Origin of the sequence: Paraburkholderia sediminicola (assembly GCF_046026855.1) — a bacterium.
Taxonomy (GTDB): Bacteria; Pseudomonadota; Gammaproteobacteria; order Burkholderiales; family Burkholderiaceae; genus Paraburkholderia; species Paraburkholderia sediminicola_A.
This window is the reverse complement of sequence record NZ_JAQQET010000008.1, coordinates 249424-263943: the sequence shown is the minus strand read 5'-3', so window position 1 is coordinate 263943 and position 14520 is coordinate 249424. Positions and strand designations below refer to the sequence as shown.

10 protein-coding genes are annotated in these 14520 nt (G+C 61.6%); 6 read left to right on the top strand and 4 right to left on the bottom strand.

The window, feature by feature from the left end:
- Positions 1-202: 202 nt before the first annotated feature.
- The gene (locus PQR40_RS11760; RefSeq protein ID WP_408509049.1) at positions 203-943 is read right to left on the bottom strand and encodes a PepSY-associated TM helix domain-containing protein; all 741 of its coding nucleotides are present in this window, start codon (positions 941-943) and stop codon (positions 203-205) included.
- Between the two features lie 330 nt (positions 944-1273).
- On the opposite strand from PQR40_RS11760, the gene PQR40_RS11755 reads away from it, so the two are divergent.
- On the top strand, positions 1274-3175 hold the full coding sequence (locus tag PQR40_RS11755) for a DUF3857 domain-containing transglutaminase family protein (protein WP_408509048.1): 1902 nt from the start codon (positions 1274-1276) through the stop codon (positions 3173-3175).
- Between the two features lie 149 nt (positions 3176-3324).
- Here PQR40_RS11755 and PQR40_RS11750 read toward each other — a convergent pair whose 3' ends face one another.
- Entirely contained in the window at positions 3325-4353 is a 1029-nt protein-coding gene (locus PQR40_RS11750) for a serine/threonine protein kinase (RefSeq protein WP_408509047.1), read from the bottom strand.
- A gap of 100 nt (positions 4354-4453) precedes the next feature.
- On the bottom strand, positions 4454-4666 hold the full coding sequence (locus PQR40_RS11745) for a hypothetical protein (RefSeq protein WP_035554043.1): 213 nt from the start codon (positions 4664-4666) through the stop codon (positions 4454-4456).
- Positions 4667-5081: 415 nt separating this feature from the next.
- Between PQR40_RS11745 and PQR40_RS11740 the strand changes: the two genes are divergently transcribed.
- The 5 genes from PQR40_RS11740 (at position 5082) to PQR40_RS11720 (ending at position 13166) form a co-directional block, all read left to right on the top strand.
- On the top strand, positions 5082-8264 hold the full coding sequence (locus tag PQR40_RS11740) for an efflux RND transporter permease subunit (RefSeq protein WP_408337344.1): 3183 nt from the start codon (positions 5082-5084) through the stop codon (positions 8262-8264).
- Positions 8265-8340: 76 nt separating this feature from the next.
- Positions 8341-9657, top strand: coding sequence for an efflux RND transporter periplasmic adaptor subunit (locus PQR40_RS11735; RefSeq protein ID WP_408236810.1), 1317 nt, complete (start codon positions 8341-8343; stop codon positions 9655-9657).
- A complete protein-coding gene (locus tag PQR40_RS11730) occupies positions 9654-11168 on the top strand; it encodes an efflux transporter outer membrane subunit (protein ID WP_408236812.1) in 1515 nt (504 codons plus the stop codon). Before PQR40_RS11735 ends, PQR40_RS11730 begins: the two co-directional genes overlap by 4 nt.
- Before the next feature lie 174 nt (positions 11169-11342).
- On the top strand, positions 11343-12632 hold the full coding sequence (locus tag PQR40_RS11725) for an MFS transporter (protein WP_408509046.1): 1290 nt from the start codon (positions 11343-11345) through the stop codon (positions 12630-12632).
- Positions 12633-12980: 348 nt separating this feature from the next.
- Positions 12981-13166: a hypothetical protein gene (locus tag PQR40_RS11720; RefSeq protein ID WP_179707336.1), complete on the top strand. Its 186-nt coding sequence runs from the start codon at positions 12981-12983 to the stop codon at positions 13164-13166.
- 218 nt (positions 13167-13384) lie between these two features.
- Here PQR40_RS11720 and mgrA read toward each other — a convergent pair whose 3' ends face one another.
- A complete protein-coding gene (gene mgrA, locus PQR40_RS11715) occupies positions 13385-14428 on the bottom strand; it encodes an L-glyceraldehyde 3-phosphate reductase (protein ID WP_408236818.1) in 1044 nt (347 codons plus the stop codon).
- Between the last annotated feature and the right edge of the window lie 92 nt (positions 14429-14520).

Here is a 14520-nt window from a genome sequence, read left to right as displayed (position 1 = left end):
CTGCAAAGAGAAGTAAGTGCCTGCCCCGCACAGGGGCTACGCTAATAAACCAATAACAATTCAAGGAAAGGCCAACGCCGTAGGCAATCAGACAATAAGCGCCGCGAAGGCAAACAAATCAAGAAAATCCCACCGCCACAGGCAACCAAACACCAAGCGCCGCAGGCATACATACGCGCCGAAAAGGCAAAAAAAACCCAAATCACATTAACCCACAAACCACGGCGGCAACCACCGAGCCGCCAACCAGCACCACACCCACAACACGCCGCTTATTCAACTCAGTCCACAGCAGGACACCCGTCAACGACAACAAAATCATCCCGCCAGCAATCGTATCAATCAACAAAACCCACCCAACACTCAACCCCACACCACGATGCAAATTATTCATCGTCGTGAGAAACGAATTCTGCGTGCGTTTCACCGCAACAAACCCATTCCCAACCCAGTACTCGGCCTGCACATTCTGAGTAGGCCCAAAAATCCCGACTTGCCAGAATTCCGGCTGCATCGTGCTGCGATCGCCCCACGCCACCGGATGCGCCGGCTCGCGCTTCACCCGCCCCGGCTTGCCGTCGATCTTTAACTCGTCCTTGATCCATTTCGCCATATCCATCGGCGACTTCAACTTCCCTTGCGGCACGGAAATCTGGATCTGCTCGACCTGCGGCTCACCCGACGAGACCTTCAACGGTCCGCCCCGATGGTTCAGCAAAAAACCCGTCGCGCCAAACATCAGCCCAAGCACCGCGCCCCACAGGCCAACCCATCCGTGCACCTTGCGCAACCACTTGATGAAATTCGCCCGCCGCGAACGCCGGCGCCGCGCCGCCTGTTCGGCGCCGTCCATCAGATGATGACCGCGCTCCGGCGTATGAGCGGCGTATTGCGTTCCACCACCAGCAGCAGGTTTCATATCGATCGAATCAGGCGCGTTCACATCCAGGCTCCAGGCGCAGCAAGTTAAACCCTCGCCGACGGGCGATGACGTGGCACTCGCTCATATCGACGGTAAAGGAAAGTTCGAAAGGAAAGGCCGGACAAACCCGGCTTGCGGTCCAGGCCGTCCGGCTGAGAGGCTGGCTGGCAGTCACAGAGGAGGAGAAATGTGACAGAAAGCTGGCGATGCCTTTCAATTGAGAATGGATATCATTACACAATTAGGGCATTTGCTCAATCGCAATGCGTGACATCTGCTTGACATCCAGGCGGCGCAAACCGACTCTAGCTGGCGATCCCGTCAACGTTGCCGTTCGGATACCTGCCTGCCATGCGCCTCGCTTCTTTGGTCTGTCTTGCCTCTCTCGGCTGGCTTGCCGGCATCCACGCAGCGGACGCGAGCATCGCGGCCAAACTGGACGATCCCTATATCAACGAAGGCGAAACCCAGACCTTCACCGTCAACGCCGACGGCTCCTTCTCCAAGCTCGATTCAATGACGCTGCGGGTGAACAACGAAGCAGGCGTCGCACGGGTGGCGCAGCAATATGTCTGGTTCAACCGCAATATGGCGGACGTGCAGATCATCGAGGCGTATACGACCACCGCCGACGGCGTCCGTCACGACGTACAGCCCGAGCAGATCCGCGATGTTCAGGAAGCCCGCTCGTTCGAAGCACCGATGTTTCAGGACATCCAGGAAAAGGTGATCGTGTTCCCCGCCGTCGAACCTGGCGCGCGCGTGCACCTCACCTATCGCAAGACGCAAAAGCAACCAATCGTGCCGGGTGAATTCAGTGACTTCACCCCGCCCGATCTCGCGCCGACTCACAACTTCCACCTCATCTACGACCTGCCCGCCGACAAACCGCTCTATGCCGATGCGCGCGGGTTCACGACGCTGCAACCGGTGACGCACAACGGCCGCACACGCTACGAATATCGTTACGACAAGGCGCATTTCAGCCGGCTGGAGCGCGGCTCGATTGCCTACGTGTCATATGGCGACCGGCTGATGGTCTCGACCTTTCCGGACTACGCCGCTTTCGCCGCCAGCTACAAGGCATCCGCCGCCGACCCGAACGCGCACGACGCCGCCGTCACACGTCTCGCGCAAAACCTCACGGCACATGACCGGACGCCGCGTGACAAAGCCAAGACGCTGTACGACTGGGTGCGCCGCAACGTCCGCTATGTGGCGATCTATGTCGGGCGCGGCTCGGTAGTGCCGCACAGCGCAAGCGAGATCCTCGCGAACCGCTACGGCGACTGCAAGGATCACGTGGCGTTATATGGTGCGCTACTCGACGCGGTCGGTGTCCGCAACGAGCCAGTCCTGATCAGCAGCGGTTCGATCTATACGCTGCCCAGCGTGCCGGGCTACGGCGTCATCAATCACGCCATCACGTGGCTGCCGGATTTGCAGCAATACGCCGACTCGACGGCGTCGAATGTCGAATTCGGCTTTCTGCCGTCGTCCGATATGAACCGGCCCACCGTGCTCGTCAATCAGGGCGTGGTCGCGCAAACGCCGGCCACCGAGTTGATGACGCGCAGCACCGACCTGTCGATCAAGGTCGAGCCGGATGGCTCGGCGAGCTTCACCTATCGGCTGGAAGCATCGGGCGCCTCGGCCGAACAGGCGCGCGCGATGTTGCGCACGCAGACGCCCGCACAACGCGAGGACTCGATCCAGGCGGAATTGCGCAGCGCCAACCTGCGCGGCACCGCTACGCTGACCACCAGCGACCTCACCGTTGCCGACGGTCCGCTGACGATCACGATGAAGGGCACACTCGAAAGTCTCGTGGTGCCGGGCTCAGCAGCATCGATTCCGGCGCTGACGAGTCTGGCCGGCGGCTTCGCGGCGGACATCCGCTACTGGCTCGGCGAACGGCAGCGCACGCAACCATTCGTCTGCCATAACCTGACGTTGCATGAACGGGCGCGCATTGAGTTGCCCGCGAATTTCCGCGTGCTCGACATGCCGGAAGCGAAACGAACCCAGGACCGCTTCGTCGATTTTCAGTCGCAGTACACGTTTGATCCGCTCAGCAACGTCGTGACGATGACGCGCGACGGCGCAACCCACTTCGACAGCGAGGTCTGCACGCCCGACGATTTCGCGCAGATGCGTCCCGCGATCGAAGCGATCGGGCGCGACGTGCGCGCCGAAGTAATCGTCAAATCGACACTGGTGGAATCGTCGAGCGTGGCATCGCAGCCACCGTAGGACGTCAAGGACGCCTGGGGCAACGGGTGCGCCACCCGGCGCGCGCCGACGCAATGCGCCAGGACTGCCCCGTCCGCGGTCTGCGGCAATGACTTGCCGCCGCATGTCCGCCACCGCATCATCTCCTGCTCCATCGGAGCAGCTACCGCTCAAACCGGCCAGAGCGGTCCTTCCTGCATGGCGCCGAGCTGCTCGCGCAATTCGAGGATGCGGTCTTCCCAATAGCGCTGCGTGTTGAACCACGGGAAAGCCGCCGGAAACGCCGGGTCGTCCCAGCGGCGCGCGAGCCACGCCTGGTAGTGAATCAGCCGCAGCGTACGCAACGCTTCGACGAGATACAGTTCGCGCGGCTCGAAGTCGCAAAAGTCTTCGTAGCCGGCGAGCAGATCCGCCAGCGCACGCGAAGCCTCAGCGCGGTCGCCCGGCAGCAGCAGCCATAAGTCCTGCACCGCCGGACCCATGCGGCTATCGTCGAAGTCGACGAAATGCGGGCCTGCGTCGGTCCACAACACATTGCTCGGATGACAATCGCCGTGCATTCGCAGTATGCGAATTTCGCCGGCACGCTCGAACGCGCGTTCAACACCTTCGAGCGCGAGATTCACAACGGTTTCCCACGCGGTACGCACATCGTCAGGCAAGAAGCGTTGCGACAGCAGGAAATCGCGCGGCTCGTAGCCAAACGTGTTGATGTCGAGCGTGGGACGCTCAGTGTAGTTTTGTGTCTGCCCAACCGCATGGATGCGGCCGATAAAACGCCCCAGCCATTCAAGCGTATCGCGCCGGTCCAGATCGGGCGCGCGGCCGCCGCGGCGCTCGAAGATCGAGAAACGGAAACCGTCGAAGGTATGCAGCGTGCGGCCTTCGAAAACCCGCGCGGGTACCGCCGGAATCTCGCGCGCGGCGAGGTCGGCGACAAAGGCGTGTTCTTCGAGAATGGCGGCGTCGGTCCAGCGCTCGGGACGGTAGAACTTGGCGACCACGGGCGGGCCGTCTTCCACGCCCACCTGGTACACGCGGTTCTCGTAGCTGTTGAGCGGCAGCATGCGACCGTCGGTGTACACACCGACGCTGCTGAGCACGCTGTCGAGCGCGTCGAGCACGATTTCCGGCTTGAGCCGGGCGAAAGGTACGGCGCTATCGGCGCCGTCCTGTGGGTCGAGATTGTCGTCGTTCATGCCCGCATTGTGCGCCGCGCCGCCGTCAAAGACGAGGGCGTCGGCTCACCTTGCGGCTTACTGCCACCTGCAACCACCATGAAGCGGACTCAAACCAGCGTCAATGCACCTGCGCGCTCGACGGGCGCACCTGCTCGCCCGTATCGATCAGATCTTCAAGGAAAAAGGGTTCAGTATTCAGATGTTCCGACGTGCCGGGCTCGCCGGCATACCAGGCCACCATAGCCATGTCGCCGAGAATGCGCATGACGATCCCGCGTGCGCCCTGCGGCACCGCGATATGCACCGATCGGACAATGGAACCGATTTGCATGATGTTTCCCCGTTTCTCCCATAGCCGGCTTTATGGTTTCCGCGCCGGTCAAGGTGATGATAAAAGCGCCGCTTCGCCGATAACGTTGCGTACGCACCCAATCTGCTGCGCGTAAGACGCGTGAGAGGTTCGAGTCATTGTTCCCGTTTTGCGGGGCCATGGAAAGCGCGAACTCAAGGCTGTTTACCCGTCGTTTCGCCCTATTCCCATTACAGCGCACCGGGCCGATGATCTGGGCGTACAGCGTCGTAACGAGACCATCATAAACCCAGCTGGGGCGATATATCAAAATCATGCACCGCCAGAACAACCCGCTCAATCCGCCTATTGTGCCCGCCGTCCGCCGGCGCGGCACGCGTCATAACCGCTGTGCGTGCCGCGCCGGCGGCCCCGGCTTTCATCAACCTCACTAACCATGTGGATCGTTCGCCTGGCGCTGCGGCGCCCCTATACCTTCATCGTGCTGGCCCTGCTTTTGCTGATCGTCGGTCCGTTGACGATCCTGCGCACGCCGACCGACATTTTCCCCAATATCGACATTCCGGTGCTGTCGGTGATCTGGTCGTACAACGGCCTGCCCGCCGATGAAATGGAAAAGCGCATCGTGCTCAACTACGAGCGGGGGCTGTCAACCGCGGTCAATGATATCGAGCACACGGAGTCGACTTCGCTGAACGGGATCGCCGTCGTGAAGATCTTTTTTCAGCCGCACGCGAACATTGATGAAGCGCTCGCCGAAGTCACCGCGCTGTCACAGACGCAATTGCGCTCGCTGCCGCCTGGCATCACGCCGCCAAATATCCTGCGCTATAACGCGTCGACGGTGCCGATCCTGCGCCTCGCGCTGTCGTCAGCTTCGCTCACCGAGCAGGAGCTGTTCGACTTCGGCAACAACTTCCTGAAGACGCAACTGGCCACCGTGCCGGGCGCCTCCGCGCCGCTGCCGTATGGCGGCAAGCAGCGGCAGATCATGGTCGATATCGATTCGCGCAAGCTGCAGGAGCGCAACCTGTCGCCGATGGACGTGGTCAACGCGGTCACCGCGCAGAATCTGATCTTGCCCTCGGGCACCGCGAAAATCGGTTCGACGGAATATTCGGTGGAGATGAACGGCAGTCCGGATTCGCTCGCCGGCCTCAATAACATTCCGATCAAGTCCACCGCCAACGGCACGGTTTATATCCGCGACGTCGCCCATGTGCGCGACGGTTTCCAGCCGCAAACCAATATCGTTCGCGTGAACGGACAGCGCGCCGCCTTGCTGACTATCAACAAAAGCGGCAACACGTCCACGCTCGAAATCGTGGACCGTATCAAGAAGATGATGCCCACGTTGCGCAATCTCGTGCCCGCTTCGCTGAATATCGATCCGGTCGCCGATCAGTCGCTGTTCGTGCGCGCTTCCGTGCAAGGTGTGCTGCGTGAAGCGCTGATTGCCGCATGCCTCACCGGGCTGATGATTCTGCTGTTCCTCGGCAACTGGCGCGCCACGTTGATCATCGCCGTGTCGATTCCGCTGTCGATGATCACCTCGATCATTGCACTGTCGATGCTCGGTGAAACCATCAACATCATGACGCTCGGCGGCCTCGCGCTCGCGGTCGGTATTCTGGTCGACGACGCGACCGTGGCGATCGAAAACATCAGTCATCAACTCGAGCAAGGCAAGACGCTCGAACAGGCGATTCTCGACGGCGCACACCAGATCGCGATCCCGACGCTGGTCTCGACGCTATCCATTTGCATCGTGTTCGTGCCGATGTTTCTGCTGACAGGCGTCGCGCACTATCTCTTCATTCCACTCGCCGAAGCGGTGGTGTTCGCGATGCTGGCCTCGTATTTCTTCTCGCGTACGCTCGTGCCCACGCTCGCGAAGTATCTGCTGCGCCATCACCATAAACCGGCGGACCTGCATCACGCAGCCGGGCAAACGCACAATCCGTTCATGCGTGTGCACTATTCCTTCGAGCGTGGCTTCTCGCGTTTTCGCGAGCGCTATCGTGTGTTTCTTGAAGCGCGGGTTGCGCGGCCGGGTCTGTTCGTGACGCTGTTTCTCGTTTGCTGTGGCGCGTCGATGCTGTTGATGCCGTTTCTCGGCCGCGACTTTTTCCCGCAAGTCGATGCAGGCACCATCGCGTTGCATCTGCGCGCCAAAACCGGCATGCGGGTCGAGGAAACCGCAGTGGTGACCGATCGCGTCGACACGCGGATTCGTCAGTTGATACCGGCCGCAGAGTTGCACTCGCTCATCGACAATATCGGCCTGCCGGTCTCCGGTATCAACCTCTCGTATAGCAACACCGGCACGATCGGCACCTCGGATTCAGACATACTCATCACGCTGAATCCCGATCATCATCCGAGTGCGGACTACGTACGCACCCTGCGCCGGACGCTCACCGATGAATTCCCAGGTGTGCAATTCGCCTTCCTGCCTGCGGATATCGTCAGCCAGACGCTCAACTTCGGCATGCCCTCGCCGATCGACATTCAGATCGTCGGGCGCGACGTAGCCGGTAATCGCGCCTTCGCCGCGCAGTTGCTGAACCGGCTGCGCACGGTGCCCGGTCTTGCCGATGCGCGCATCCAGCAGCCCGCCGATTTGCCACGCATCTTTATCGACGTGGACCGCACGCGCGCACAACAGGCAGGATTCTCGCAACGCGACATCGCGAGCAATCTGCTGATTACGCTGTCCGGCAGCCAGCAGACCACGCCGACGTTCTGGCTCAATCCGCGCAACGGCGTCAGCTACAACGTGATCACGGAAGCGCCGCAATACACGATCGATTCGCTGCAATCGCTCGCGAACATTCCGCTGAATGCGAATGGCCGCAGCAATATTCTCGGCTCGCTCGCCACGATGAAACGTGAAGCGGGCAACGCCGTGCTCACACACTACAACGCGCAAACCACCATCGACATCTTCGGCACCGCCGACGGCCGCGATCTCGGCGGCGTATCCGACGATATCAGCAAGATCATCGACGACGCCAAGGCCGATCTCCCCAAAAGCTCGACCATCGAGGTGCGCGGCCAGGTGCAGACGATGAACGATTCGTTCTCAGGTCTGTTCGCCGGTCTCGTGTTCGCAATCCTGCTGGTGTATCTGCTGATCGTGGTGAATTTCCAGTCGTGGCTCGATCCGTTCATTATCATCACGGCGCTGCCGGGCGCGTTGGCGGGCATCGTATGGATGCTGTTTCTCACGCACACCACACTGTCGATTCCAGCGCTAACGGGTGCGATCATGTGTATCGGTATCGCCACCGCGAACTCGATTCTCGTGATCAGCTTTGCACGCGAACAACTGCTCGAACACGGCGATGCGACGCGCGCGGCGATCGAAGCGGGCTTCACGCGCTTCCGTCCAGTGCTGATGACGGCGCTCGCGATGGTGATCGGCATGGTGCCGATGGCAATCGGCCTCGGCGAAGGCGGCGAGCAGAATGCGCCGCTTGGGCGCGCGGTGATCGGCGGGCTGACTGTCGGCACCCTGGCTACGCTGATCTTCGTGCCGGTAGTGTTTTCGATGATCTACCGACGGCTCGCGGCGCGGCGTCAGCGGGCATCTGAGCATGTGGTGCAAAAGCCATGATGTACAGCGCACAACAAACAACACGAAGCACAAGAGGCAGCCTCGACTGCCCAGCCAATCTGACAGGGGAAGGTTGATGGAAGGAAAACGTCCAGACGGGTCCAGCACTGCACTCAATCCGTCGAAGGGAACGCGCACGCGCTGGGTCATCGTGGTGGTGGCTGTGGTCGTCGTTCTGCTTGCGGCGCAAGGTATCTGGTCGCGCCATGACGCGCATGCGGCACTCGAGCGCGACGCCGAGCACGCAAGCCAGACGAGCGTCGAAGTCGTGCATCCGCAGAAGTCGACGGCGGGACTTGACCTCGTGCTGCCCGGCAACGTGCAGGCGTTTCTCGACACGCCGATTTACGCTCGCACCAACGGCTACCTGAAGAAGTGGTACGCGGACATCGGCGCGCACGTAAAGAACGGCCAGTTGCTCGCGGAAATCGACACCCCCGAAGTGGACGATCAACTGCGCGCCGCCCGCGCCGATCTGGCGAATGCCGACGCCAACTATGCGCTCGCGAAAAGCACGGCCGACCGCTGGACCGAGATGCTGAAAAGCAAATCCGTCTCGAAGCAGGAAACCGACGAGAAGGTCGGCGACATGCTCGCAAAGAAAGGCACGCTGGATGCCGCACGCTTCAACGTGGCGCGCCTCGAGAAAACACAATCGTTCCAGAAGGTCTACGCACCGTTCGACGGTATCGTGACGGCACGCAATGTCGACGTGGGTGCGTTGATCGACGCGGGCAGTTCCGGCGGCCCGGCGAAGGAACTGTTTCACGTTGCGCAGGCGGACAGATTGCGCGTGTATGTGAACGTGCCGCAGGCCTACGCTCAACAAGTTCACGCGCAGCAGACGGCGTTTCTGACGCTGACCGAGACGCCGTCCAAACATTACCCAGGGACCGTGGCACGCACCGCGGGCGCCGTCGATCCACAACAACGAACCATGCTCGTCGAAGTCGATGTCGACAATCGCAATGGCGATCTGCTGCCGGGCGCGTACGCGCAGGTACATTTCGCGTTGGGCACGGGCGCCGCACCGTTTACGCTGCCTGGCAACGCGTTGCTGTTTCGCCCCGACGGCGTAAAAGTGGCGACGGTGGATCCCCAGCACAAAGTGAAGCTGCTGCCGGTTTCGCTCGGAACGGACTTTGGCACGCGCGTGGCAATCGCATCCGGTTTGCAAGGCGATGAGCAGGTGATTCTGAATCCGCAGGATTCAATCGTGGATGGTGCGCCGGTGCGGATCGTGCCGGGCAAAGCGACGGGCGCTTCGGATGCTTCGGGTGCTTCGGATGCTTCGGCGGGTGGCGAGGGTGCGGCAGGCGCTTCCGGCGCAGCCGCGGCTAGCGCGCCTGCTGCGCACGTCGCCGGTCTGCAAGCGGTGAGGGACGCACTGTGAACGCGCCGGTATTCCGTCACCGTTTCGCGCAGCGGGTCACGCGTGCCTCGTTGCTTGCCGCAACGCTGGCGTACACGCTCACTGCCTGCACCGTGGGCCCCGACTACGTCAAGCCACCGGCCACCACCGCCGCGACCTATAAGGAACTCGAGGGCACCGGCTGGAAGCCCGCGCAACCCGCCGACACCCTCTCGCGCGGCGCGTGGTGGAACGTCTACGCAGACCCGTCGCTCGATGCACTCGAGTTGCAGGTCGCCAGCGCGAATCAGAACGTGCAGGCCGCCGAGGCACGCTTTCACGCCGCCCGCGCGACAGTCGCGCAGTATCGCTCGAACTTTTTCCCTGTGGTCACTGCGAACGGCGATTATTCACGCGCGCGGACATCGGAGAATGTTCTGCACAAATCGACCGCCGGTCTCACGCTGAACGATTACCTCGTGCAAGCCGACGCATCGTGGGAACCGGACTTGTGGGGTCGCGTGTCGCGTAGCGTCGAAGGGGCGAAAGCCGAGGCACAGGCCAGCGCCGCAGACGTGCAGGCCGCGCTCCTCTCGATGCAGGCCGAACTGGCAACCGACTACTTCGAACTCCGCGGTCTCGATCAGGAGCGCCAACTTCTCGACGACACGATCAGGGCCTACGAGGAAGCGCTCGATCTGACGCAACACCGCTACGCCGGCGGCATCGCTACGGACGCCGATGTCGCGCAGGCGCAGACGCAGTTGAAAACCACGCAGGCGCAAGCGCTCGACCTCGGCGTGCAGCGCGCGCAACTCGAACACGCGATCGCGATCCTGGTCGGCCAGACGCCCTCAACATTTTCCCTGCCGGTTGCACCGCTCGCCGCAGTGCCGGTGGTCGCGGCAGCGGGCGTGCCATCCGCATTGCTCGAACGACGGCCCGATATCGCGTCAGCAGAGCGGCACGTTGCCGATATGAACGCGCAGATTGGCGTGGCGACGGCAGCGTTCTTTCCGAGCCTGATTTTGTCGGTGACGGGCGGGCTCGAAGCGACCAACTACAGCCAATGGCTGCTGGCGCCGAGCCGTCTGTGGTCGCTCGGGCCGGCACTGGCCGGCACGCTGCTCGACTTTGGCGGACGTGCGTCGGTGAAAGAGCAGGCCCGCGCGCACTATGACGAAAGCGTCGCGCAGTACCGCCAAACAGTGCTGACCGCGTTCGGCCAGGTCGAAGACAATCTCGCCGCATTGCGCGTGCTGGAACAGGAAGCCGCCGCCCAGGACGACGCCGTGGCCGCTGCGCAGCGTTCGCTGTCTGTCGTGTCGAACCGCTATAAAAACGGCGCGATCACGTATCTCGATGTCGTGGTCGCGCAAACCACCGCGCTTACCAACGAACGGAATGCAGTGTCGATCGCGCGCCGCCGGATGGCTGCGAGCGTCGCATTGATCAAGGCATTGGGCGGTGGTTGGGACGTGTCCTCACTGCCGACTGACGAACAGATCGTGCATCCCGCAACACCGGCGAGCGAGGCTGCGGCGCATGGTTAGCGGTGGGCGTTCGGCGCGTGAAGGTCATCCGCAAATGGATCCGAGAACCGCGACGGGCATGCCGTCTGTGCACGTCGTGACAGCACCTTGCTGCGCATCGCAGCCACCCGCCAAGCTTTTTCAGCGTATCCTTAACTCCTTTGAGTACTTTGCGTTCCCCAAGGAGATTTTTTCGTGACCGCATCGCCGGAATCCCACCGGACTGCTACTTCAGCTGTTCCTGCGTCATCCGCTTCTTTCACCTCCGCTGCCGCGCCTGACGTCCCCGCCCCCACCTATCTCGAACGCGGCACACGTGCCTATTGGCGAGCCAGCATCGCGCTGTTGTTTGCCGGTTATGCCACCTTCTCACTGCTGTATTGCGTCCAGCCATTGCTGCCCGCGTTCTCTACGGCGTTCAACGTGACGCCGGCACAGAGCAGCTTGTCACTCTCGCTGACTACCGCTGCGCTCGCGCTCGCCATCTTCATGGCCGGCTTCGTCTCGGAAGGCTGGAGCCGGCACAAACTGATGACTGCGTCGCTCACGCTGTCGGCGCTGTTGACGATCGGCGTGTCGATCGCGCCGCACTGGCATCAACTGCTCGTGTTGCGCACGCTCGAAGGACTCGCGCTCGGTGGCGTGCCCGCCGTCGCGATGGCGTACCTAGCGGAAGAAGTGCACCCCGACGGACTGGGTCTGGCGATGGGGCTGTATGTCGGCGGCACGGCGATCGGCGGGATGGCCGGGCGCGTGATTACCGGCGTCGTCGCGGATCTGTTTTCGTGGCGCGTGGCAATCGGCACGATCGGCGTGCTCGGCATTCTCTCGATGCTCGCGTTTCGCGCGTTGCTGCCGCCGTCGCGCCATTTCGTCCCGCGTCGCGGGCTCGGCTTTACACATCACCGCAGTGCGCTGCTGAAGCAGTTCACGCGACCCGGTCTGCCTCTGCTGTTTCTGCTCGGCTTCGTGCTGATGGGCAGCTTCGTCACGCTGTACAACTACATCGGTTACCGGCTGCTCGCACCGCCTTACCTGTTGAATCAGACGGAGATCGGCGCGATTTTCGTCGTCTATCTGACGGGCGTGGTCGCTTCGCCGTGGTCGGGCCGCATGGCCGACACCTTCGGCCGGGCGCGCGTGCTGACCGCCAGCCTGCTACTGATGACGCTCGGGCTCGCCCTCACGATGTTCCATCCGATCGCGGCAATAGCAACCGGGATCGCGTGCGTGACGTTCGGTTTCTTCGCCGGACACTCGGTGGCAAGCGGCTGGGTCGGGCGTCTCGCGAAAGAAGCCAAGGGGCAGGCGGCCGCACTGTATCTGCTCGCGTACTACGTCGGCTCGAGCGTGGTCGGCTCTTACGGCGGGCATGTGTGGGCCGGTTATGGCTGGAATGGTGTCGCCGGACTGGTCGGCATGCTACTCGTCATCGGTATCGTTGCGGCCATGCGCTTGCGTCAGCGCGAACAGACCGCCGTATGAGGGCGCGTTGCTGATCGGCTTCGGGGAAACTGAAGCCTGAAGCAGCATGGAACCCAAGCTTATATCGGCGTACCGCCGTTAAGCGCGAGCAATCCGCGACGCATCGATCAGACTTAAAAGTAAGGCCTGTGTAAGCAAATACTTCATTTTCAAGGGCATTTTTGCTGCGATGCGCCAATCTCCACCGCCCTTGCAGCATTGGGTTCAGCGGTCTGCAAAGACGCGCTGCTGCGCCCCAAAGCGTTGTTATGTTGATCTAAGCGTCGCCTATACTCGAATCGAGCGCGGCAGTGTATGACTCCAGAAATCGAGCCACTGTCCTCGCCTGTACTACATAAGGAGACGGGTATGACGACCTATTTCACGATCGGCGATTTCATTCTGGTCATTCCGATGGCGCTGGCCGGCGCTCTGTTTGTCGGCGCGCTCCCCTGCAAGACGGAATTTCGGCACAACGTGCTACGCGTGCTTGGCGCGCTTATCGGCGTAGTGTTCGCGGTCGTGCTGGTCGAAGGCTTGCCGGCGCTGGTGTAGCGGGGTCCGGCGGAGACGGCCTGGTCGCTTCGCCGATGGTTTGTTGACTGAAAGCAGTCGCTTCGGCCACTGGGTGGGAAGTGCGTGCGCTTGAATTGTGTCAATAAAAAAGCCGCTGCAGGTGTAATAGCGTTCAATTTTTTAACTGAACGGTATTAGCCTCACAAGCGGCTTTTCTGTTTCTACGGCGTGCCTCTACGATCTGAAACTCAGTGCGATCAGATCGCCTGATCCGTCGACGGTTTTTCCCACAGGTTAATGCCACCTTCCGTCGCGTAGCGGTCGATCTCCGCCAGCTCTTCCTTCGAGAACGCGAGATTCTTCAACGCACCGACGTTTTCGCGCACCTGCTCCGCGCGGCTGGCGCCGATCAGCACAGACGTGACACGCGGATCGCGCAGCGCCCAGGCCAGCGCCATCTGCGCGAGGCTTTGTCCGCGACGCTGCGCGATGTCGTTGAGCTTGCGCACATGATCGATGTTTTGCGGGCTCAGATGCTCCTGCTTCAACGAACCGCCGCCCGGCTTGTTGACGCGCGCGTCTTCCGGCACGCCGTTCAGATACTTGCCAGTGAGCAAGCCCTGCGCGAGCGGCGTGAACGCGATGGCGCCCGCGCCGACTTTCTCGAGCGTGTCCAGCAGTTCATGTTCGATCCAGCGGTTGAGCATGTTGTACGCCGGCTGATGAATCAGCAGCGGTACCTTGTATTCGGCAAGCAGCTTGGCCATTTCGAGCGTCTTGGTGGCCGAGTAAGACGAAATACCGATGTACAGCGCTTTACCTTGCTGCACGGCGCTCGCCAATGCACCGGCGGTTTCTTCGAGCGGCGTGTCGGCATCAAAGCGATGCGAATAGAAGATGTCGACGTAGTCGAGACCCATGCGCTGCAGGCTCTGATCGAGACTCGCGAGTACATATTTGCGCGAGCCGCCGCCCTGGCCGTACGGACCCGGCCACATGTCCCAACCCGCTTTCGACGAGATCAGCAGTTCGTCGCGATACGGCTTGAAGTCGTCTTTGAAGAGACGGCCGAAGTTGGTTTCCGCACTGCCGTACGGGGGGCCGTAGTTGTTGGCAAGGTCGAAGTGAGTGATGCCCAGATCGAAGGCCGTGCGCAGGATATCGCGCTGCGTGGAAATCGGCGTGGTGTCGCCGAAGTTGTGCCACAGGCCCAGCGACAGCGCCGGCAGTTTGAGACCCGACTTGCCGCAGACGCGGTATTGCATGTCCGAATAGCGTTCTGAAGCTGCTTCGTAAGCCATTGCTAGTGTCCTTGATGTTGAAGTCACCCGGCGATCACGGGCGTGAGGAGATCACGTGCTGCGGGAGGCGTGCAGGTTTTTTGTTTAGGTAT

Coding starts and splice junctions, on each gene's coding strand:
- PQR40_RS11755 (WP_408509048.1), top strand. CDS start 1,274: ATGCGCCTCGCTTCTTTGGTCTGTCTTGCCTCTCTCGGCTGGCTTGCC.
- PQR40_RS11750 (WP_408509047.1), bottom strand. CDS start 4,353: ATGAACGACGACAATCTCGACCCACAGGACGGCGCCGATAGCGCCGTA.
- PQR40_RS11745 (WP_035554043.1), bottom strand. CDS start 4,666: ATGCAAATCGGTTCCATTGTCCGATCGGTGCATATCGCGGTGCCGCAG.
- PQR40_RS11740 (WP_408337344.1), top strand. CDS start 5,082: ATGTGGATCGTTCGCCTGGCGCTGCGGCGCCCCTATACCTTCATCGTG.
- PQR40_RS11735 (WP_408236810.1), top strand. CDS start 8,341: ATGGAAGGAAAACGTCCAGACGGGTCCAGCACTGCACTCAATCCGTCG.
- PQR40_RS11720 (WP_179707336.1), top strand. CDS start 12,981: ATGACGACCTATTTCACGATCGGCGATTTCATTCTGGTCATTCCGATG.
- mgrA (WP_408236818.1), bottom strand. CDS start 14,428: ATGGCTTACGAAGCAGCTTCAGAACGCTATTCGGACATGCAATACCGC.